General features: G+C 62.6%; 20 protein-coding genes. 8 read left to right on the top strand and 12 right to left on the bottom strand.

Features of this window, described 5'->3' with window-relative positions; translation table 11 throughout:
* The first annotated feature begins 102 nt into the window (after window positions 1-102).
* On the top strand, window positions 103-708 hold the full coding sequence (gene recR / locus U1E20_RS01820; protein ID WP_409978874.1) for a recombination mediator RecR: 606 nt from the start codon (window positions 103-105) through the stop codon (window positions 706-708).
* A 181-nt stretch (window positions 709-889) separates the two neighbouring features.
* Here the strand turns inward: recR and U1E20_RS01825 are convergent, their stop codons facing one another.
* The 6 genes from U1E20_RS01825 to rpsA all read right to left on the bottom strand — a co-directional run bounded on the left by U1E20_RS01825 (window position 890) and on the right by rpsA (window position 6,452).
* The gene (locus U1E20_RS01825) at window positions 890-1,543 is read right to left on the bottom strand and encodes a DsbA family protein (protein WP_409978875.1); all 654 of its coding nucleotides are present in this window, start codon (window positions 1,541-1,543) and stop codon (window positions 890-892) included.
* Between the two features lie 91 nt (window positions 1,544-1,634).
* Window positions 1,635-1,838 carry a hypothetical protein gene (locus U1E20_RS01830; protein ID WP_409978876.1) on the bottom strand — a complete coding sequence of 68 codons (204 nt, stop codon included), beginning with the start codon at window positions 1,836-1,838 and terminating at the stop codon, window positions 1,635-1,637.
* A gap of 174 nt (window positions 1,839-2,012) precedes the next feature.
* On the bottom strand, window positions 2,013-2,630 hold the full coding sequence (rpsD, locus tag U1E20_RS01835) for a 30S ribosomal protein S4 (protein ID WP_409978877.1): 618 nt from the start codon (window positions 2,628-2,630) through the stop codon (window positions 2,013-2,015).
* A 293-nt stretch (window positions 2,631-2,923) separates the two neighbouring features.
* Window positions 2,924-3,265: a hypothetical protein gene (locus U1E20_RS01840; RefSeq protein WP_409978878.1), complete on the bottom strand. Its 342-nt coding sequence runs from the start codon at window positions 3,263-3,265 to the stop codon at window positions 2,924-2,926.
* A gap of 236 nt (window positions 3,266-3,501) precedes the next feature.
* Entirely contained in the window at window positions 3,502-4,416 is a 915-nt protein-coding gene (locus U1E20_RS01845) for a hypothetical protein (RefSeq protein ID WP_409978879.1), read from the bottom strand.
* A 293-nt stretch (window positions 4,417-4,709) separates the two neighbouring features.
* Window positions 4,710-6,452, bottom strand: a complete 1,743-nt coding sequence (gene rpsA / locus U1E20_RS01850; RefSeq protein WP_409978880.1) for a 30S ribosomal protein S1 — start codon at window positions 6,450-6,452, stop codon at window positions 4,710-4,712.
* 606 nt (window positions 6,453-7,058) lie between these two features.
* Between rpsA and U1E20_RS01855 the strand changes: the two genes are divergently transcribed.
* From U1E20_RS01855 to U1E20_RS01865, 3 genes are all read left to right on the top strand, one after another.
* The gene (locus tag U1E20_RS01855; protein ID WP_409978881.1) at window positions 7,059-7,289 is read left to right on the top strand and encodes a hypothetical protein; all 231 of its coding nucleotides are present in this window, start codon (window positions 7,059-7,061) and stop codon (window positions 7,287-7,289) included.
* Window positions 7,290-7,373: 84 nt separating this feature from the next.
* Window positions 7,374-8,219: a DUF692 domain-containing protein gene (locus U1E20_RS01860; RefSeq protein ID WP_409978882.1), complete on the top strand. Its 846-nt coding sequence runs from the start codon at window positions 7,374-7,376 to the stop codon at window positions 8,217-8,219.
* Window positions 8,216-9,055: a putative DNA-binding domain-containing protein gene (locus tag U1E20_RS01865; protein WP_409978883.1), complete on the top strand. Its 840-nt coding sequence runs from the start codon at window positions 8,216-8,218 to the stop codon at window positions 9,053-9,055. The genes U1E20_RS01860 and U1E20_RS01865 overlap by 4 nt, the downstream gene beginning before the upstream one ends.
* Here the strand turns inward: U1E20_RS01865 and fae are convergent.
* The 6 genes from fae to U1E20_RS01895 all read right to left on the bottom strand — a co-directional run bounded on the left by fae (window position 9,025) and on the right by U1E20_RS01895 (window position 15,619).
* Window positions 9,025-9,570, bottom strand: coding sequence for a formaldehyde-activating enzyme (gene fae / locus U1E20_RS01870; protein WP_409978884.1), 546 nt, complete (start codon window positions 9,568-9,570; stop codon window positions 9,025-9,027). The genes U1E20_RS01865 and fae overlap by 31 nt on opposite strands.
* Window positions 9,571-9,659: 89 nt before the next feature.
* Window positions 9,660-10,427, bottom strand: a complete 768-nt coding sequence (locus tag U1E20_RS01875; protein WP_409978885.1) for a serine protease — start codon at window positions 10,425-10,427, stop codon at window positions 9,660-9,662.
* Window positions 10,428-10,439: 12 nt separating this feature from the next.
* The gene (locus U1E20_RS01880) at window positions 10,440-11,495 is read right to left on the bottom strand and encodes a quinone-dependent dihydroorotate dehydrogenase (RefSeq protein ID WP_409978886.1); all 1,056 of its coding nucleotides are present in this window, start codon (window positions 11,493-11,495) and stop codon (window positions 10,440-10,442) included.
* Window positions 11,492-11,836 carry a DUF952 domain-containing protein gene (locus U1E20_RS01885; protein WP_409978887.1) on the bottom strand — a complete coding sequence of 115 codons (345 nt, stop codon included), beginning with the start codon at window positions 11,834-11,836 and terminating at the stop codon, window positions 11,492-11,494. The genes U1E20_RS01880 and U1E20_RS01885 overlap by 4 nt, the downstream gene beginning before the upstream one ends.
* Window positions 11,837-11,864: 28 nt before the next feature.
* Window positions 11,865-14,093 carry a glucans biosynthesis glucosyltransferase MdoH gene (gene mdoH / locus U1E20_RS01890; protein ID WP_409978888.1) on the bottom strand — a complete coding sequence of 743 codons (2,229 nt, stop codon included), beginning with the start codon at window positions 14,091-14,093 and terminating at the stop codon, window positions 11,865-11,867.
* A complete protein-coding gene (locus U1E20_RS01895; protein WP_409978889.1) occupies window positions 14,081-15,619 on the bottom strand; it encodes a glucan biosynthesis protein in 1,539 nt (512 codons plus the stop codon). The genes mdoH and U1E20_RS01895 overlap by 13 nt, the downstream gene beginning before the upstream one ends.
* A 247-nt stretch (window positions 15,620-15,866) precedes the next feature.
* On the opposite strand from U1E20_RS01895, the gene glmU reads away from it, so the two are divergent.
* The 4 genes from glmU to glmS all read left to right on the top strand — a co-directional run bounded on the left by glmU (window position 15,867) and on the right by glmS (window position 19,871).
* A complete protein-coding gene (gene glmU / locus U1E20_RS01900) occupies window positions 15,867-17,225 on the top strand; it encodes a bifunctional UDP-N-acetylglucosamine diphosphorylase/glucosamine-1-phosphate N-acetyltransferase GlmU (protein ID WP_409978890.1) in 1,359 nt (452 codons plus the stop codon).
* 309 nt (window positions 17,226-17,534) lie between these two features.
* A complete protein-coding gene (locus U1E20_RS01905) occupies window positions 17,535-17,708 on the top strand; it encodes a type II toxin-antitoxin system VapC family toxin (protein WP_409978891.1) in 174 nt (57 codons plus the stop codon).
* A gap of 6 nt (window positions 17,709-17,714) precedes the next feature.
* Window positions 17,715-17,936, top strand: coding sequence for a hypothetical protein (locus tag U1E20_RS01910; RefSeq protein ID WP_409978892.1), 222 nt, complete (start codon window positions 17,715-17,717; stop codon window positions 17,934-17,936).
* Between the two features lie 105 nt (window positions 17,937-18,041).
* The gene (gene glmS, locus U1E20_RS01915; RefSeq protein ID WP_409978893.1) at window positions 18,042-19,871 is read left to right on the top strand and encodes a glutamine--fructose-6-phosphate transaminase (isomerizing); all 1,830 of its coding nucleotides are present in this window, start codon (window positions 18,042-18,044) and stop codon (window positions 19,869-19,871) included.

Below are 19,871 nucleotides of genomic sequence, written 5' to 3' on the forward strand. Positions count from 1 at the left end.
TCACACGGTTTGCACATACCGCAATTGAAAGGCCGTCGCCCCTCACTCCGGTCCTTCGGACCGACCCTCTCCCCGTGGGAGAGGGTTGCGTGCGCTGAGACCATGGCCGAACGCGTCGCCGGTCCTGAAATCGAAAAGCTCGTGCAGCTCCTGGCGAAATTGCCGGGCCTCGGTCCGCGCTCGGCGCGGCGCGCGGTCTTGCATCTCATCCGCAAGCGCGAGGAACTGCTCGCGCCGCTCGCCGAGGCGATGCGCGTCGCGCAGGAGCGCATCATCGTTTGCTCGGTCTGCGGCAATCTCGATACGAGCGATCCCTGCACCATCTGCCGCGACGCGCGCCGCGACGCATCGATCATCGTTGTCGTCGAGACGGTCGCCGATCTCTGGGCGCTGGAGCGGGCCGGGCTGCTCAGCGCCCGCTATCACGTGCTCGGCGGCGTGCTGTCGCCGCTCGACGGCGTCGGGCCGGACGATCTTGCGATCGCGAGCCTCGTTACGCGCGTGCGCGCCGAGGCGACCGGCGAAGTCGTGCTCGCGGTCAACGCCACCGTCGACGGACAGACGACCGCGCATTACATCGCCGATCTTCTGGCGCCGTCAGGCGTGAAAGTGACGCGGCTCGCCCATGGCGTGCCGGTCGGCGGCGAACTCGACTATCTCGACGAAGGCACGCTCGCGGCGGCGCTGGAGCGACGGACGGTTTTTTAGCGCAATGACATTGTGTGTCATTCCCGGCGGGCCGCAGGCCTGACCGGGAGTCCAGGGCCAATCCGAGAACGCTGGTTTTGCTCTGGATTCCCGATCGCGCGCGTTGCGCGCGTGGGGAATGACAACCGAGCGGATCAATCGGATTTCGTATGACAGCCCAGAAGATCGGCCGAAAACCGAATTATTTCGCCGCGGTCGTCTTCGACGCGATGATCTTGTCCCAGTCCTCGAGGCCGATCTCGCCGCCATATTTGTCGCCATTGACGAAGAAGGTCGGCGTGGAATTGACGCCGAATTTCTCGGCCGCGCGATCACGCACCTTGTTCACATTCTCGTAAAGCGCTTGATCCTTCAGCACCGCTTCGAATTTCTCCTGGCCGAGCCCGGTCTGTTTCAACACATTGGCCAGTCCATCGAGCGGCTTGTCCGCAAAGGCCCAGTTCTTCTGCTGCGAGAAGAGGAGATCGACCGCCGCGTTGCGCTTGTCGCCGAGTTCGCGCGCCAGCATGAAAGCGGCGGTCGCCAGCGGATCGAGCGGGAACTCGCGCAGGATGAATTTCACCTTGCCCGCATCGATGTATTTCTTTTTCAGCTCGGGAAAGACGTCGTGATGAAACGCCGCGCAATGGCTGCAGGTCATCGATGCATATTCGACGATCGTCACCGGCGCGTTCGCCTGGCCTTCCACAATGTCGGGGAGCGCGTTCGGCGCCATCAGCTCATCGGTCGAAACCTTGCCCGAAGGCGATTTGTCGGCGTAAGCCGGCGCGGCGGCGAAGACCGCGCAAGCGGCGACGACAAGAAAACGACGACGGGGCAGAAAAGCAAAGGGCATGTGCGGTCCATAAGTGTTGCGACGCGGAAGAGACCATAATCTCTTCGGCAAATGTGGCAATTCAAATTTCGCCGTGGGGCGGCGGCCGGCGCTACAATCCGTGTCTGGGTTGAATGAACCAGTAAAGCACGCCGATAAAGGCGAGAACCACGCCGAACCAGAAGACGACGTCGCCGATCTGCAGGTCTCTCATGGCGTAGCTGAGAACGCTGACCGTCAGGCCGCCGATCGCGATCCAGAGCGGACGCTGGCCGCGTTCATTCTTAGGCGGTCGCTTCTTTGTTGGCCCGGACAAGCGCCTCTCCCTGACGTTTCCTAGCCGTTCCGCCCGTCATTCGTTGGTGGTTTTGCGAGCGGCGACGGCGCATTTGCGCTTAGACTTTCCGATCGCGCTTCCGCAGTCAAGAATCGCCAAACAAAAAACAGCCGCGCGAAGCGGCTGTTTTCGAAGTATTCCTGCGCGCTGAAATTAACGCGAATAGAATTCGATGACGAGGTTCGGCTCCATCTGCACCGGATAGGGCACTTCCGTCGCATGCGGCACGCGGATGAGCTTCGCGGTCATCTTGGAGTGGTCGACGTCGTAATATTCCGGCGCGTCGCGCTCGGCGAGCTGCACCGCTTCAAGAACGGTCACAGCCTGTTTCGAGGCTTCCTTCACCTCGATCACGTCCCCGACCTTCACCTGATATGATGGAATATTGACGCGCTTGCCATTGACGCGGATATGCCCGTGATTGACGAACTGTCGCGCGGCGAACACCGTCGGAACGAATTTCGCGCGATAGACGATGGCGTCGAGACGCCGTTCCAAGAGCCCGATCAGATTGTCGCCGGAATCGCCCTTCATGCGGATCGCTTCCGCGTAATATTTGCGGAACTGCTTTTCCGAAATATTGCCGTAATAGCCCTTGAGCTTCTGCTTGGCCTTGAGCTGCGTGCCGTAATCGGAGAGCTTGCCCTTGCGGCGCTGGCCGTGCTGTCCCGGGCCATATTCGCGGCGGTTCACCGGGCTCTTCGGCCGGCCCCAGATATTCTGGCCGAGGCGGCGATCAAGCTTATATTTGGCTTCTGCGCGTTTCGTCACTTTGACTGTCGTCCTCTCATCGATCGCGTTTCGCGAGAGCGCGACAAGACGAACTTCGCCCGAAGCCTTGCGCTTGGGGCGTCATCTCGATCCGCGTCTCTCGCTGCCCCGGCGACGCCGGGGCGCTAAGAACGCGCCCTCCTTTGCCGCTGATACGGCCGACAGGCGTCTGCTTCAAACGCCACGGGTGCTTGCCCGGCGCGAACGGGTCGCGTCAGGCTGATGGGGAGCTAAAGGAAAGCGCTCCCCGCGTCAAGGTCTTCCTAAGCCCGGATCCCTTTAAACGGCCGAACTTACGGCCAGGGGAAGGGAAAACCATCGTCGTAAGGGACGATCATGTCGGCGTTGTAGGGCGGGCGCTGGGGAAGCGTTTCCTGCATATACCAGCTGCGCTGGGCGCGCTCGATCGGATCGTGATTGAGGTAGGTCTGCTGCACCATGTAACGATTGGTGCTGCCCACCGGCACCTGAGTTCCGGGATCGAGCCAGCTGCGGCGCTGAATGTCGATCGGGCCGCGGCCGTTATAGAGTTCGTCCGAGGAAACGCGATAACGCGACGACTTGGCGAGCGCGTCGCCCGCCGCAAACGCCACCAGACATGCGAGCCCCGCCGACAGCACCATATTTTTGCGCATCACGATCCCCTTTGGACTGAACGCCAGCGATCATCATAGCGGATCGTTTCGCAAAAGCGAATTGGCGCGGTCGTTTCCCGCCGACAATCCGTGATCAGGGTGAATGCGTGCGCGAGCCGCGCTTAGATCACGCTGCGTTTAGGCGGAATCGCCTAAACGCAGATTACGTGATCGATTCCGAAAGTTTAGAGCGCGCTCTATGCGAAAAGCCGGTTCCCACTTTTTCGCAGCGCGCTCTAGCGCGCGGTCGGCGCGAGTTGACGCGCCGGCTTTGCATGGCTGCGGCGCGCGGCGTTCTTCTGGGCCGGAATCGTCGCGGTCAGGTCGTCGCGCGAGATATTGTCGCAACCCGCCGAACGGGACGCCGCCGCCTGCGTGAAGAAGGCGTTCAATTCGGGCCGGTCCGGACTGGCGGTGTAATCGATGCGGTCGAGCAGACAGCCGAGCGCGACCCGGTCAATCGGCTTCGCCGCCTCGCCGCAGGCGAGCCCGGCGATTTCGATCGCAAGCTTCTCATCGATGAAGCGCGTCGCGAGGCAGTTGCGTTCGCTCGCGGCGACGCCTTCGGAGGCGGGCTGGGACAATCGTATTTCGGCGGTCTCGAACGAACCGAATTTGGCGCCGAGTTCGCTCGGCTGGCCGATTTTCTCGACATTCAGTTCCGCCTGCGCGGCATGTCGAGTCATGTCGAGGAAGAAGTCGGACGTCTTTTCCTTCTCGGCGATATCCTGATGAATGTCGACGCGCATGAAGGGCGCGCCCATCGCGAACCTCCCTACCGAAATCGAGTCGATGCGGCCTGAGCCATTCTCGCCGTCGCGCGCGGCGATGGTCTTTTTCTCCCGGCTAAATTCGGGCGCGGATATATCGAACACGCTGAAAGGTTTGGCCATCAGCGCGGAAGCTTCAACCGCGTCGATGGAGATTTTGGCGGAAATCTTGCGCGGCGGCGCGACAGTCGCGCGCGGCGCGATTGTGGCCGCGCCCTTCGGTTCGGGCGTTTCGGCTTCGCGGGGAAAAATGACGAGGGCGGCGAGGAGAATGAGCATTGCGCCGATTCCCATTCCGGTCGCCGCGCGCGCGCCGGCCGGCCGGGCGCGCAGCGGGCGCGCATAATGGCTGTCGTTGGGATCGAATTCGGCAACGCTCATGAGACGCGACTCCGGCGGCCTGCAGCGCCGCGCAAGGAATGACGCGCCGAGATTGCGTCGCGGCTTCGGAAATTGCGGTTAACGCGCCGCGATGAATCGAGTTTTGGTGAATGAAAGATTGACGGGGCGAAGCCGGTCGGTTCAGCGCGCCGCTTGCGACGGATTTTTCCGCGCGGTTGTCTCATTCCGCATCGCTTCGCGATGCGGCTTTTCCCCCCAAGGGAAGGGCGGGCGCCCAAACAAAAGCCCGCGCCTTTCGGCGCGGGCCTGAATGTCGAGTCCGGGGAAAGTTATTACTCCTCGGACTTCTTGCCCTTCTTTGGCGTCTCCTCGCGAGCTTTCAGCGCCGCGCCGAGAATGTCGCCGAGCGACGCCCCCGAGTCGGCCGAGCCATATTGGGCGATCGCCTCCTTCTCCTCGGCGACTTCCAGGGCCTTGATCGAAACCGAGACCTTGCGCGCCTTGCGGTCGAAGAGCGTGACGCGGGCGTCGACCTTCTCGCCGACGGCGAAGCGCTCGGGCCGCTGGTCGGCGCGGTCGCGGGCGAGTTCGTTGCGCTTGATGAAAGTGGCGAGATCGGTGCCGGTGATTTTTACGTCGATGCCGGAATCCTTGACTTCGGTCACTTCGCAGGTGACGACGGCGCCCTTCTTGAGTTCGCCGCCTTCTTCGGCGCTCACCGAGGCGAAGGGATCGCCCGCCAACTGCTTGACGCCCAGAGAGATGCGCTCCTTCTCGACGTCGACGTCGAGAACCTGGGCGCTGATCACGTCGCCCTTCTTATAATCCTCGATCACCTGCTCGCCGGGACGGTTCCAGTCGAGATCCGAGAGATGGACCATGCCGTCGACATCGCCGTCGAGACCGATGAAGAGACCGAATTCGGTCTTGTTCTTCACCTCGCCGGAGACGGTCGAGCCGACCGGATGCTTCTCGGCGAAGGCTTCCCACGGATTCTGCAGGCACTGTTTCAGGCCGAGCGAAATCCGGCGCTTGACCGGATCGACTTCGAGCACCTGAACGTCGACTTCCTGGCTGGTCGAGACGATCTTGCCGGGATGGACGTTCTTTTTCGTCCAGCTCATTTCCGAGACATGGACGAGGCCCTCGATGCCGGGCTCCAATTCGACGAAAGCGCCATAGTCGGTGATGTTGGTCACGCGGCCATGGAATCTCGCGCCGATCGGATATTTCGCCTCGATGCCCTGCCACGGGTCTTCGAGCAGCTGCTTCATGCCGAGCGAGATGCGGTGCGTCTCGTGATTGATCTTGATGATCTTCACCTTGACGGTCTGGCCGATGGTCAGCACCTCGGACGGGTGGTTGACTCGCCGCCAGGCGATGTCGGTGACATGCAGCAGGCCGTCGATGCCGCCAAGATCGACGAAGGCGCCGTAGTCGGTGATGTTCTTCACGACGCCATCGATCACCTGTCCCTCTTCGAGATTGGCGACGATCTCGTGGCGCTGCTCGGCGCGGCTCTCTTCAAGCACGGTGCGGCGCGACACGACGATATTGCCGCGGCGGCGGTCCATCTTGAGGATGTGGAACGGCTGCGGCACATTCATCAGCGGGCCGACGTCGCGGATCGGCCGAATGTCGACCTGGCTGCGCGGCAGGAAGGCCACCGCGCCGTCGAGATCGACGGTAAAGCCGCCCTTGACCTGGTTGAAGATGACGCCATCGACCTTTTCATTGGTCTCGAAGGCCTTTTCGAGCTTCACCCAGCTCTCTTCGCGGCGCGCCTTGTCACGCGAGATGACAGCTTCGCCGAGCGCGTTCTCGACGCGCTCCAGATAGACTTCGACCTCTTCGCCGACCTGCGGGGCGGGGTCGCGGCCGTAGCCGGTGAATTCCTTGATCGGGACGCGGCCTTCGGTCTTGAGGCCGATGTCGATGACGGCGACATCCTTTTCGATGGCGACGACACGGCCCTTGATGACGGAGCCTTCGAAGGCTTCGTTCTGGCCATAGCTTTCATCGAGCAGGGCGGCGAAATCTTCGCGCGTGGGGACGCGATCGGTAGTAGCGGACATTTGTTCTCCTGAAGACCCCGGAAGGGGCGGCGCCGGCGAAGGGTTAGCGTTGCAGACCAGCTATCGACGATCGGACGTCCTCCGCGGCAAAAACGCGAGGGAAGACGAAAAGTTCGCTAAACGAACTGGCCGGCGCGGCCCGAGGTCGAAAACCAAAACGAATGCGCCGGCTTGGTCTCCGGCGCGGGCGTTATCTACCAGCGACGCGCCGCCGCCGCAAGCGCTTCAAGTCGAAAGCGCTTCGCAGCGCGCAGCGGCAAAAGCATGATATTGCGACGCAATATACCACTAATATACTGATTTAATATATTAAACATAAAATGAACGCGCGCCGTATCATCGAATTTATTGCTGGCGGAATCATATTCGCACGCCTAGGTTTGATGGCTACGCTTCGATGCGCGATCCGGATTCGCACTGATCCGCGGGCGCGAATTTGCGCAAACAGGAAGCGGCGCGTGCATTTTGCCGGCGCGCGTCGTTCCCGCGCCAGCCGGGGGCCGACACAGCGCTCGCGCACGCTAAGTAGAAGCTGCCATGCGCCGCGCCTGCGGCGAGAGCGTCGACTTCCCCTCACTGCGAGGGGGATATAAAGAGGAGAGAGAAATGAAATCCAATATTATTTCAGGATCGGCGCTTGCAGCCGCCGCTGTCGCCTTGGCGTTGAGCGGCGCGTCCGTCGCACCCGCCTACGCGCATGGCGCCAAGGCGACCCACGCCAAGACTCATTGCGGCGGCAAGTCGAGCTGCCGCGGCATGGCCAAATGCCACCACAAGGCGAAGTGCCACCATTACAAGGGTCACTGCAATATGAAGAGCCGCTGCCACTCCAAGTAATATTCGACGTGCGCGGGGGCGGTTCATTCGCCGTCCCCGTGACCGACTTCGGCGCGCGCGGCGGAGCGCAAGGGGGACATGTCAATGGAAAAGCCCGCGCCTCTCGGCTACGGCTTGGGACTGAGGCCCGTCTATTACGACGAGATTCTGGCGTCGCGCCCGCCGATCGACTGGTTCGAAATCATCTCCGAAAATTACATGCTCGCCGGCGGCCGGCCGCTGGCGATGCTGGACCGCATACGCGCCGATTATCCCATCGTCATGCATGGCGTTTCGATGTCGCTCGCTTCGACCGATCCGCTCAACATGGATTATCTGCGGCAATTGAAGGCGCTCGCCGAACGGGTCGAGCCGGCCTGGATTTCCGATCACGTCGCCTGGACCGGCGTGCATGGCGTCACGCTTCATGATCTGTTGCCCATTCCCTATACGCGCGAGTCGCTTGCCCATATCGTCGAGCGCATCCAGCGGGTGCAGGATTTCCTCAAACGCCGGCTCGTCGTGGAAAACGCCTCGACATACGTCTCCTTCGTCGATTCCGAAATGAGCGAACATGAGTTCGTTCGCGAAATGGCGGAGCGGGCCGACTGCCTGTTGCTCCTCGACGTCAACAATGTTTTCGTTTCGAGCTTCAATCACGGCTTCGATCCCATCGCCTTCATCGACGGCGTTCCCGCCGAGCGCGTCGTGCAGTTTCATATGGCGGGCCATACCGACAATGAGACGCATCGCGTCGATACCCATGACCAGCCGGTCTGCGATGAAGTCTGGGCGCTCTATGAGCATGCGCGCCGGCGTTTCGGCGACGTCTCCGCGATGATCGAGCGCGATGACAATTATCCGCCCTTCTCGGAGCTTCTCGACGAGCTGCAACATATGCGCGACATCGATGCGCGTATCGCCAATGAGCAGGCGCTCAGCGCGGCATGAAGCTCGCCGATTTTCAGTCCCTGTTTCAGGAGAGCATGCTGGCCGGCGCCGGAGAGGCGGACAAGCCGCTCCTGAAAAAATTGCGCTCATCGCCGCGCGGCGCGACTCCCGAGACGTTGCTTGGCGTCTATCAGAGCGGCTATCGACTGCGGCTCGCCGATTTCGTGTCGCAGGATCACCCCGGCCTACGCGCCGTCCTCGGAGAAGAGGCGTTTGAGACGCTCATCGACGACTACATCGATCAGCGTCCGTCGCGCGACCCCAACGCCCGCTTCTTCACGACCGGATTGCCGGATTTCATGAAGGATTGTCCGACCTGGCGCGACGATGCGCGGGCCGTATCGATGGCGCTGTTCGAACGCGCGATGGTCGACGCCTTCGACGCCGCCGACGAAACGCCCTTGGCGGTGCAGGCGCTCGCGGAATTTATGTCGAATGACTGGCCGCGGCTCGCTTTTGATTTCGACCCGAGCCTCAACCTGCTCGAACTTGCCGTCGGCACGATCTCGGCTTATGGCGCCGCGATCAGCGAGGAGCCGCCGGAAACAATCGACGCGTCGGCGGCGGGCGATGGCATCGAATATGCCGCCGTGTGGCGCGTCGATCATGAATCGGCCTATCGCCAGCTCGAGCCCGACGAATATGTCGCGCTTTGCGAAGCGCGCGCCGGCCATGCCTTCGGCGACATCTGCCAGATGACCGCCTTCCAGCAATCGGGAGAGATTGCGCCGGAGCGGCTGGCGCAATGTCTCTCAAGCTGGTTTCAGGACGGCATGATCATCCGCGTGCGCGTTTGCGGCGATGATCAGTCTTCGAATACGCCCTCAAGCGCGTAATGCTGGACGCTCTTGCGGTTGGCGATGAGTTCGTCGGCCGTCGGCTCGCCCTTCATCGCGCGCGAGATCGCCAGCTTCGTCGCCTCATAATTGGTGCGGTAGAGGTCTTTCCTGTCGAGCTTCTTTTGGTGCTTGGCGCAACGCGGATCGAGCCAGACCATGATGATCATGCAGAGTTCGTCGATCTGATCCTTGGGGATGATTCCTTCAGCGACGCAGTCGACGATGGCGTCGCCGGTCGCCGCCTGCACGATTCCGCCGAGCAGCTCGACGTAATCTTCCGATTTGACCGTCATCTTGGTGGTCATCATCGTGGCGGGCCGGACCTGCTGGTTGAGGTCGCGGATGACGAACATGCGCGGATGGCCGGCGACCTGACCCGCCATGCTGGCGAAGGCGTGGCCGACCGGCCCCTTGACGTTGCCGATCATCACTTCCGGCATCGCGTCGGTATATTGTCCGTCCGCCGCCAGAACCGTCGCTTCGCCCGTCGCCAGCCAGATATGCTCGGTCATCGTCGCTCCTCTTTGTTGGATGCGCGTTGGATAGCATCGGGCACTGTCACAAGGAAGGGAGAGTTGTTACATGAGCGTTGCGCGCGTGCTCAGCGTGGTTCGATCTGGGCTCCAGCTATGATCTGCTCAACTAGGTTCGCAGGCCAAGTAAGTCCTAGCTGCGGGTCTGACGTGTCATTGGTTGCAAGACGGCCGGAATAGATGCCAACAAACATTGTCTCTACCCCGGCGTTCATCGTTACACCGCCCTCGGCTAGAAAATGTGTTCCCCAACTTCGCCGTATTACTGGAGACCCAGACATACCCGGTCTCGACGCAGCATCGACCAGCATGAACTGTTGTGTATCTGAAAATATCTCAGGTTCAGAGGCGATACTGCCTCGTTTCCAAATGGGTAACCCACTTGGACCAAGGCCGAATGGATACCCAAGTATAAATACATCCATGCCGACCATCAGAGCCAGTTGTTCATTGGGCATTTGGTTAATTGCGTACATTGCAGCATTTTCGTTGGGAACTATCGGTATTGCGACGACATCGATAGAGCGCCCAAATTTGGGGTGAACCCACCAAACGGGATGCCCATTGGCATCGAGAATTTCGATAATACAGGGAAACTTGTTTCCCAAGCCGCTCTTGTGGTTCATCCAAGCGTGCAGCCAATTTGGTTCAGCAGCCGTAGTTGAGAGGTGCTTTCCCGTAGCAGCCGATTTACCGGACACATTGTGCCAATTTGTTATCAAGAAATGTCGGTTGTCTTTTTCCCATATGAAGGACGTGCCGAGACTGAGAGGCGTGTCGTTGAAATACATTTCAATGGGAACCGTGGATACGGAGTAAGGATCAATTGTTGCCATTTTCTATATCTTTCAATCGGTTCTCCGCGCCATGCGCCCGACGAGCGCAGCAAGCGTCCTTTTTTCGCGTGTCAGCGCATCGAGCAGCCCCCGATTGATGCGCGCGACCAGCCTAGGTCCTTCATAGACGAGCGCCGAATAAAGCTGCACGAGCGTTGCGCCGGCTTCGATCTTGGCGAGCGCAGCTTCCGCGCTGTCGACGCCGCCGACGCCAATCAATGGGAACTGCCCGTCGACGCGTAGAAAAGTTTGCGCGAGCATGCGCGTCGAGAGATCGAACAGCGGCGCGCCGGAAAGGCCGCCGCTTTCCTTCGCCGAGGGCGAGCGCAGTGTTAAGGGTCGCGAAATCGTCGTGTTCGACACGATCATCCCGTCGATGCGCCTTTCGCGTGCGACGCGCACCACGCTATCGAGCTGATCCAACGTAAGGTCCGGCGCGATTTTCAGCAGCAGGGGGCGCCGAATGCGCGCAGCGTCGCGCGCTTCGATCGCGCGGGCGAGCAGTTCGGAGAGCGCGTCGGGCTCCTGCAAATCGCGCAGGCCCGGCGTATTGGGCGAACTCACATTGATCGTGAAATAGCTCGCGACGTCGGCGAAGGCGGCGACGCCCGCGACATAGTCGGCGACGCGATCCGTCGCATCCTTGTTGGCGCCGATATTGACGCCGACGATCCCGCGTCGCGTGCGTTTTGACAGGCGCGCCAGCGCCGGCGCATGGCCGTCATTGTTGAAGCCATAGCGGTTGATGACGGCGCGATCCTCGACGAGCCGGAAAGCGCGCGGGCGCGGATTGCCGGGCTGCGCGCGCGGCGTCAGCGTCCCGACTTCGACGAAGCCGAAGCCGAGGCCGAGCATCGCGTCGGGAATTTCCGCATTCTTGTCGAAGCCCGCTGCAAGACCGATCGGATTGGGAAAGTCGAGACCGAAAGCCGAGACCGCAAGACGCGGATCATCCGGCGCCGGCGCGCGCGGCGGCAGCAATTTCAGCGCCGCGATCGTCGCGCGATGCGCCGTTTCGGGATCAAGCAGGCGCAGAAGCGGCGAAGCGATCGCGAAAGCGTCGATCATTCGAGAATATCAGAGAAATCGTGCAGGCCATCCGCGCCGACGGAAAGCGGATCGACGCGCGCGACATTTTCGAGAGCAAGCGGCGCATAGAGATGCGGGAAGAGCGCGTCGCCGCGCGAGGCCTCCCATTTGAGCGCCTCGCCGAGCGTGACGGCGTCCACCGCGACGAGCAGCAGATCGGTTCGACCGGCGAAATATTTCGCGGCCGTCTCCTCGACCTGCTCGGCGGCCGAAAAATGAATGAAGCCGTCGGCGAGGTCGATCTCGGCGCCCTTGAAGACGCCGGACGCTTCGGCCGCCTTCCAGTCGGCGCGCGAGACGAGTTTGTAGATGCGAGTCAACGGCCGGCAAGCCCCATTTCGAGCGTGGTCACTCCGCAGCGCGCGCGGTTCTCTGCGCCGCGATCGCGAGCGCGGCGCGGCGCGGCAGACGCGCGATCATGCCGAGCAGGGCGCGGTCGGAGAGCGCCACCAGCCGCTCGCCGCGATTGAGCCAATTGACGGCGTCTTCGATCGTTTCGGCGTCGGCGATCTTGGCTTCGGCCAGGGCCCGATCGGCGCTGATCTGTCCGCGCTGCCGGGGTCGGCGAGTCGGCAGCCAGCTTTCATGCAGTTCGCGCAGCTCCGGGTCGGCGTGGATCGCCAGCAGACCATTGACGTCGTCTTCGCCGGCGCGGGCGAGCGTCTTGGTCAGCGCCCTGCCGCGCTTGGCGATCGGCGGCGTCGTCGTTTCTTCAGGCGTGTTCAGCACGCCCGCCCGCCGAAGGACCAGCCCGAGCCAACGCTGGCTCGTGGCCCAGGAAATGAAAATCGCGAGCACCAGGCCGGCGATCGTCGGCGACATCCAGGCGACGAGCGAGGTCGAGATCATGAAGCCGGCGATCAGGCTCAGCAGGCCGAGCGCGACGTGCCAGATGTGGCGACGGACGATGTCGGTGAACGGCACCGAGCCGTCGTCGCGCCGCTGCGGATCCCAACCGGTGTCGAAACCGAAGACGATGTGCAGCACATGGCCGGTCTGAATCAGCATCATGATCGGCGCGAGCAGGGCGGACAGCACGACTTCGAAAGCCGTCGAGATTAGCAGCATGATGACGCCGCCGGAGCCTTTGCGGGTTTCCGGCTCGGCGACGGCGACGATCAGGCCCAGCAGCTTGGGCGCCAGCAGAATGCTCATGGTGAGGCCGAAGAGTTCGAGCGACCGCTCGGCGTCGAACCGTGGGAAAGTCGGAAAGAGCACGAATTCGCCGGTAAAATATTCCGGCCGGAAATAGCTCGCCTGGAAAACGATCAAGATGCCGATGAGCAGCTGCAGGAGCCACAGCGGCGAAGTCAGATAGCCAAAAATCCCGGTGAGAAAATGCTGTCGCGACGCCCAGTGAAAGCCTTTGCCGAACAGGACGCGCGCATGCTGCAGATTGCCCTGGCACCAGCGCCGGTCGCGAATCGACAAATCGATCAGCGAAGGGGGGCTTTCTTCGAAGGAGCCGCCGAGCGTCGGCATCATATAGACCGCATAGCCAGCGCGTCGGATCAGCGCCGCCTCGACGAAGTCGTGCGAGAGGATGTGACCACCCCAGGGCGGCCGGCCGCGCAAATCGGGAAGCCCGCAGTGCTTGGCGAAGGCTTCCGTACGGATGATGGCGTTATGGCCCCAATAATTGCCGTCGCGGCCCATCCAGGCCGTTAGCCCCATCGCGATGACCGGGCCGTAGATGCGCGCGGCGAATTGCTGGACCCTGGCGAATAGCGTGTTGCGGTTGATGATCAGCGGCAGCGTTTGGATAATGCCGCTGTCGGGGTCGGCCTCCATCGCGGCGGCGAGCTGGACGATGGTAGGGCCGCTCATCAGGCTGTCGGCGTCGAGCACGACCATGTGCTTATAGGCGCCGCCCCAGCGCGAGACGAAATCTTCAATATTGCCGGCCTTGCGCGCCGTGTTCTTTTCTCGCCGCCTATAGAAGATGCGGGCCTGCGGACCAAGCCGTCGGCGGATGGCGACAAAGGCGCGTTCTTCCGCGACCCAGATGTCGGGATTGGTCGTGTCGGACAGGAAAAACCAATCGAAATGCGCGCCAAGTCCGGTCGCCTGCACGTCTTCACAGATCGTCTGCAACGCGGCGAAGACCCGGCTTGGCGCCTCATTGTAGATCGGCATCACCACGGCCGTGGTTTCGCAGAGGCTCGACGGCAGCGGCGCGCGCCGGCGCTGGCGCATCAGCAGGGCGAATCCGACGACGCAACTCGCGAAGGAGAGGGCGATCCAGGAAAAATTGAGCACGAAGAGAGCGAGCAGCGCCCATTTGAGGGTGGTCACGCCGCCGACGTCGACGACCTTATACATTTCATGGGCGCCATAGGCGGTCAGCGCGAAACCGCCGCCAAAAGTCATAATCCTCGCCAGCCACGGCGTTCGCCACAGCCACGGCGCTTCGGGTTTGCGTCGCTGGCGCGCGTCGAATTTGAACAGATTTTGCGCCGGCATGGACAACCGGTTCTCGATCGGCGTCGGCGGCGCGGCGGCCGGATCGGAATCGTCGGTTGTCCGCTCCCTTGACGGCGGCGGGTCGTCTAAAGCGGCGAAATTCACGACGTCCATCGGTAGAGCCAGGTCTCGCTGATCGGGCGTTCATCCGACTGCAGAACGAGCCGAAGCTCGCAGTAGTTCTCGCCGGACGGGTCAACGTCGAAGACGACGCGGCACGACTTCCCTGGAGCATTCAAATAGGTCTGAATATTGGTCGCCGATCCGGGAGAGGTCGTCAACGCCGCATTTAGTTGCGCCGTACGCTGGGGGTCCGCCAGTAGATCGCCGGAAAAGACGACAACAAAACGGCGGAGCTTGCCCACTGGCGCGCGGCCGGAGCGCGCGCTCGCGGCGATCGCCAGCGGCGGTCGCGACGGCGGCTCCCAGCACCAGAACTGCCGATAGGCGAAGGACGCCTCCCGGCCGGCGACAAGCGCGGCCTTGGGCCGCCAATAGGCGACGATATTGGCGTTATTTTCGGACTCAGAGGGAATCTCGACAAGCTGCAGGGCGCCTTCGCTCCATTCGCCGAGGGGCTCGACCCAGAGCGACGGCCGACGCTCCCAATGCTGCTGATCGTCCTGATAGTCGTCGATATCGCGTTGTCGCACCAGCGCGCCAAAGCCTTGCGGATTTGCGTCGACGAAAGAGGAGAATTGCAAATTCTCGCGGTTCGACACGGGTCGCCAAAGCCATTCGCGCTGGCCGGTGAGCATCTGAATGCCGTTGATGTCGGCGACCATCGGCCGCCAATCGTCCGACCTGACGCGGTCGAGCGGCGTAAACAGCGAAGTCGCCGCAAAGCCGGCGAGCCCGAAATGATCGATCGCCGTTCGTGGGTAGAGCGTCAATTCCGTGTCGATGAGCGTCGCCTCGCCCGGCCGCAGGGTGAAGCGGTAAACGCCCGCGACGCTGGGCGAATCAAGCAGCGCATGGATGACGAGGGCGTTGTCGCCCAAGGCGGGCTTCTCGATCCAGAAGCTTCGAAACGCGGGAAACTCCTCGCCGCGCGGATCGGCTGTCCGAATCGACAGGCCGCGAGCGGTGACGCCGAGATTCTGCCCGCGCGCGACCGCGCGGTAGAAGCTTGCCCCCTGAAATATGGCGAGTTCGGCTTCGGCGGCGCCATTTTGCGCGGACAGCACCCGAAAACCCGAGAATCCGAGGTCGGGCAGCGCGTCGGGCACATTCAGCGCGCCATAGTCGAAACGGCGCCTTTCATAGTGCAGCCGCGCGGCGGCGCCGTTCTCGACGAGGTAAATATCGACCGCAGCGGCGAAAATATGGCCGCGGTGAAGCGGCTCAATGCTGAAGCCGGCGTTGTCGCGGCGCCAGATTGTCGATTCTGGCCTCGTCTTGATTCCCACGAATTGCTCGTAGGAGAGATTGGCGAAAGGCTCGGGCAGGTCGGTCCGCGGCGGCGTATAGGGCTTCGCCGCCAGCGCCCGCGCCAGTTCGACGACCATGTCCCGCGAAAAAGGCGACGGCTCGGACGCCTTCGGTTTCGCCGTCTGACCAGCCGCGCCTGATGGCGGCGGGACGATTCCCGCCGCGATTGCGCCCAAGCCCGCTTTCAACACATCTCGACGTTCGAACATGAGCTACCAAAGGAAGCCGATCCGAGCGGTCCAGAAGCGGCGATTGAGCCTTTTTGCGGCGCTGGGCTGGCGACTGTCCCTCTATACAAGAAACCTAAGGAGACAAAATGGTTTTCTTGGCGGTTTTTAAGGGCTGCGCGCGAAGGCCGCGGCGCCTTGCGCTTTGCGGCTCGAATCTGCCAAAACCGCGGCTCAAGCGGCGCCGCTCCGCCGTTTCCATTCGCAATGTCTAGCCCCTGGGCGCCTGATGCCGACAGAAAGAAGCGCGCTTGCGATCGTCCTCGCCGCTGGCGAGGGCACAAGGATGAAATCCGACCGCCCAAAGGCGCTGCATGAGGTCGCCGGCCGGTCCATGCTCGCCAATGTGCTGTCGAGCGCCCTCAAAGCGGGCGTCGGCCGGGTTGCGGTGATCGTCGGCCCGGAACGGGACGACGTCGGCGCCGAGGCGCGACGCTGCATCCCCGACGCGCAAATGTTTGTCCAGAACGAACGGCGCGGCACCGCGCATGCCGTTCTCGCCGCGCGCGCGGCCATCGCGGAAGGATGCGACGACCTCATTGTGCTGTTCGCCGATACGCCGCTGCTGACCGCGCCGACGATCGGCGCAATGCGCGCCGCCATCGCCGAGGGAGCCGCCGTCGCGGTTCTGGGTTTTGAAGCCTACAACCCGTTCGGCTACGGGCGGCTGTTGCGCGACGCCGCCGGCCGTCTCGTTGCGATCCGCGAGGAGAAAGACGCGAGCGAAGAAGAGCGCGCCGTCACGCTTTGCAATGGCGGGTTGATGGCGATCGACGGGGCCCATGCGCTGCGTCTGATCGAAAAGATCGACAATAAGAACGCCAAAGGCGAATTCTACCTCACCGATATCGTCGAACTGGCGCGCGCCGACGGCCGCGATGCGAAAGTCGTCATCGCCGACGAAAGCGAAGTGCTGGGCGTCAACGACCGAATCCAGCTTTCTCAGGCTGAAGCCGTCGCGCAGGCGCGCCTGCGTCGCGCAGCCATGGCGGGCGGCGCGACGATGATCGCGCCCGAAACGGTATTTCTTTCCGCCGATACGCAGATCGGCCGCGACGTGACCATCGAGCCGCATGTCGTCATCGGTCCCGGCGTGACGATCGCCGACGGCGCCGTGATACATTCCTTCTCGCATCTTGAAGGCGCGAGCGTCGGCAAGGGCGCGACGATCGGCCCCTTCGCGCGGCTGCGGCCGGGCGCGGCGCTTGCGGAAAAAGCCAAGGTCGGTAATTTCGTCGAGATCAAGAACGCCACTGTCGCGCGCGGCGCCAAGGTCAATCATCTGACCTATATCGGCGACGCCGACATCGGCGCCAACGCCAATATCGGCGCCGGAACCATCACCTGCAATTACGACGGCTTCCTCAAATATCGCACGACGATCGGCGAAAACGCCTTTATCGGCTCGAATTCCTCGCTTGTCGCGCCGGTGACGATCGGGCAGGGCGCCTATGTCGGGTCAGGCTCCGTCATCACCAAGGATGTCGCGCCCAATTCACTCGCGGTGGCGCGCGGCCGGCAGACGGAGAAGGCGGGCTGGGCGGCCTCATTTCGGGTTGCGCAGGCGGCGAAAAAGGCCAAGCGGTAATAGGCCGGATTTTCTTTCCCGCTCATGTTAAACTGCACGCCATGATCACGTTTTCCCAAGAGACCCAGGCGCTGGCCGAGCGCCTCGCCGCCGCCCGGCGGGTTTCGGTCGATGAGGCCGTGCGTCAGGAGCTGGAAGAGTCCGCCCGCGCGGCGGGGGTTGGGCCGGAGCAACTACCCGCGCGCGCGCAGAATGACGCTGAGTTCGCCGCGAAAAAGCGCGCATTGACCGACTTGTCGCGGAAATCGCGGCCCTGCCAATTCTCGATTCGCGTTCTCCGCAGGAAATCATGGACGACATCAACGAGCTATGATCGTCGTCGATAGCTCGGCATTGATCGCCATCGCCCTAAATGAGCCGGAGAAGAGAGAGGTCGAGCCGATCGTCATCCTCGAGCGTGGCGTGATGTCGGCCGTCAACGTGCATGAGTCTGCGTGCGTTTTGCGTGCGCGCCTGGGTGAGGATGGCGTTGCGATCATGTAGCGGCTAATGGCGGAATTCGAGATTGAGATCGCCGCCTTCGACGCGGCGCAGGCGCGCGCGGCGATCGCCGCCTATGGGCGCTATGGCAAGGGCGTGGATCCCAAGGCGCGCCTCAATCTCGCCGATTGCGCCGCTTATGCGCTCGCCAAGACCTCGATTGGCCGCTGCTTTTCAAAGGCGCAGACTTTTCCGCCACGGACGTACGCGCTTGTCGCTTATGAAGGTTGAGGCGAGGCGAACGCGCAGGAGTTTCCCTTAACCCTGATACCCGTCTGATTTCCGGCGCCGGTCCGCTTTACCGGCGCTCTTGCTATTATCGCTTCGGAGGTCGTCATGTGCGGCATTGTGGGCATTATTGGGACGGGTCCGGTCGCGGGCAGGATCGTCGAATCGCTCAAGCGGCTCGAATATCGCGGCTATGATTCCGCCGGAATCGCCACGCTCGAGAACGGCCATCTCACGCGTTTGCGCGCCAGCGGCAAGCTCAAGAATCTCGAGGAAAAGCTCGCAGCCGAGCCGCTCTACGGCGCTGTCGGCATCGGCCATACGCGCTGGGCGACGCATGGCCGCCCGACCGAGAACAACGCCCATCCGCACGCCAATGATCGCGTCGCGGTGGTTCATAATGGCATCATCGAGAATTTTCGCGAGCTGCGCGCCGAACTGACGGCGAAAGGCCATGTCTTTTCGACGGAAACCGATTCGGAAGCCGTCGCCCATCTTGTCGCCGACGAGATGCGCAAGGGCGCGACGCCGGAGAAAGCCGTCGCCGCCGCGTTGAAGCGGCTCAAAGGCGCCTTCGCGCTCGCCTTTCTGTTCGAAGGGGAAAATGATCTCCTGATCGGCGCGAGACGCGGTTCGCCGCTCGCTGTCGGCAGGAGCAGTGAGGGAGTCTATCTCGGCTCGGACGCTTTGGCGCTTGCGCCTTTCGCAACCTCAATCGCCTATCTCGACGAGGGCGACTGGGTGACGCTGACGCGCGAAGGCGTGCGCTTCCATGACGCGAATGACGCTAACGTCGAGCGGCGCTTTCAGCCGCTCGTCGCCGGCTCCTTCCTGGTCGACAAGGGCAACTACCGCCACTTCATGGCCAAGGAAATCCACGAGCAGCCAGAGGTCGTCGGCCGCACGCTCGCCCATTATCTCGATCTCGCCGAGGGCGTCGTGCGCTTGCCGTTCGACCTCAAATTCGATCCGAAGGCGCTGTCGCGCGTGACCATTTCGGCCTGCGGCACCGCCTATTACGCCGGGCTCGTGGCGCGCTACTGGCTGGAGCGCTTCGCCCGCCTCTCGGTCGAAATCGATATCGCGTCCGAATTTCGTTACCGCGAGGCGCCGCTGCCCGAGAACGGGCTGACCATTCTCGTCTCGCAGTCGGGGGAGACGGCCGATACGCTCGCCGCGCTGCGCTACGCCCGCGAACAGGGCCAGCACATTCTCTCGATCGTCAATGTCGAAACATCGACGATCGCCCGCGAGAGCGAGACGGTCGCCCAGACATTGGCGGGACCCGAGATCGGCGTCGCCTCGACGAAGGCTTTCACCTGCCAGCTCGCGGTCTTCGCCTGTCTGGCGCTGGCGCTGGGTCGCGCGCGCGGCGTTCTGAGCAAGGAACGCGAACGCGAACTCGTCGCCGAGCTTGTCGCCGCGCCGGGCCAGATGGCGCAGGCGCTGGCGCGCGAGGCGCAGATCGAACCTGTGGCGCGCGACGTGGCGCGAGCGTCGAGCGTGCTCTATCTCGGCCGCGGACCCGCTTTTCCGCTGGCGCTGGAAGGCGCGCTGAAGCTCAAGGAATTGTCCTATATTCACGCCGAAGGCTATGCGGCGGGCGAATTGAAACATGGCCCGATCGCGCTCATCGACTACGCAATGCCGGTGATCGTGCTGGCGCCGCCGGACGCCAGCCTAGAAAAGACGGTCTCCAATCTCCAGGAAGTCGCCGCGCGCGGCGGACATCTGATCCTCATCGGCTCGCAGCATGCGCGGGACGCCGCGGCCGCCGACCTTGCCGGCTTTATTGAAATGGCGGAGAGCGTCGCCGGGCCGTTCGCGGTCATCGCTTACGCCATTCCCGTGCAGCTGCTCGCCTATCACGTCGCGACCTTCATGGGTAAAGACGTGGATCAGCCGCGCAATCTCGCCAAGAGTGTGACGGTGGAATAG

Origin of the sequence: Methylocystis sp. (genome assembly GCF_046349115.1) — a bacterium.
Lineage (GTDB): Bacteria > Pseudomonadota > Alphaproteobacteria > Rhizobiales > Beijerinckiaceae > Methylocystis.

What these genes read in the sequence shown, in the direction of transcription:
- recR (WP_409978874.1), top strand. Translation starts at nt 103, where the DNA reads ATGGCCGAACGCGTCGCCGGTCCTGAAATCGAAAAGCTCGTGCAGCTC.
- U1E20_RS01825 (WP_409978875.1), bottom strand. Translation starts at nt 1,543, where the DNA reads ATGCCCTTTGCTTTTCTGCCCCGTCGTCGTTTTCTTGTCGTCGCCGCT.
- U1E20_RS01840 (WP_409978878.1), bottom strand. Translation starts at nt 3,265, where the DNA reads ATGCGCAAAAATATGGTGCTGTCGGCGGGGCTCGCATGTCTGGTGGCG.
- U1E20_RS01845 (WP_409978879.1), bottom strand. Translation starts at nt 4,416, where the DNA reads ATGAGCGTTGCCGAATTCGATCCCAACGACAGCCATTATGCGCGCCCG.
- rpsA (WP_409978880.1), bottom strand. Translation starts at nt 6,452, where the DNA reads ATGTCCGCTACTACCGATCGCGTCCCCACGCGCGAAGATTTCGCCGCC.
- U1E20_RS01855 (WP_409978881.1), top strand. Translation starts at nt 7,059, where the DNA reads ATGAAATCCAATATTATTTCAGGATCGGCGCTTGCAGCCGCCGCTGTC.
- U1E20_RS01860 (WP_409978882.1), top strand. Translation starts at nt 7,374, where the DNA reads ATGGAAAAGCCCGCGCCTCTCGGCTACGGCTTGGGACTGAGGCCCGTC.
- U1E20_RS01865 (WP_409978883.1), top strand. Translation starts at nt 8,216, where the DNA reads ATGAAGCTCGCCGATTTTCAGTCCCTGTTTCAGGAGAGCATGCTGGCC.
- fae (WP_409978884.1), bottom strand. Translation starts at nt 9,570, where the DNA reads ATGACCGAGCATATCTGGCTGGCGACGGGCGAAGCGACGGTTCTGGCG.
- U1E20_RS01875 (WP_409978885.1), bottom strand. Translation starts at nt 10,427, where the DNA reads ATGGCAACAATTGATCCTTACTCCGTATCCACGGTTCCCATTGAAATG.
- U1E20_RS01880 (WP_409978886.1), bottom strand. Translation starts at nt 11,495, where the DNA reads ATGATCGACGCTTTCGCGATCGCTTCGCCGCTTCTGCGCCTGCTTGAT.
- mdoH (WP_409978888.1), bottom strand. Translation starts at nt 14,093, where the DNA reads ATGGACGTCGTGAATTTCGCCGCTTTAGACGACCCGCCGCCGTCAAGG.
- U1E20_RS01895 (WP_409978889.1), bottom strand. Translation starts at nt 15,619, where the DNA reads ATGTTCGAACGTCGAGATGTGTTGAAAGCGGGCTTGGGCGCAATCGCG.
- glmU (WP_409978890.1), top strand. Translation starts at nt 15,867, where the DNA reads ATGCCGACAGAAAGAAGCGCGCTTGCGATCGTCCTCGCCGCTGGCGAG.
- U1E20_RS01905 (WP_409978891.1), top strand. Translation starts at nt 17,535, where the DNA reads ATGATCGTCGTCGATAGCTCGGCATTGATCGCCATCGCCCTAAATGAG.
- U1E20_RS01910 (WP_409978892.1), top strand. Translation starts at nt 17,715, where the DNA reads ATGGCGGAATTCGAGATTGAGATCGCCGCCTTCGACGCGGCGCAGGCG.
- glmS (WP_409978893.1), top strand. Translation starts at nt 18,042, where the DNA reads ATGTGCGGCATTGTGGGCATTATTGGGACGGGTCCGGTCGCGGGCAGG.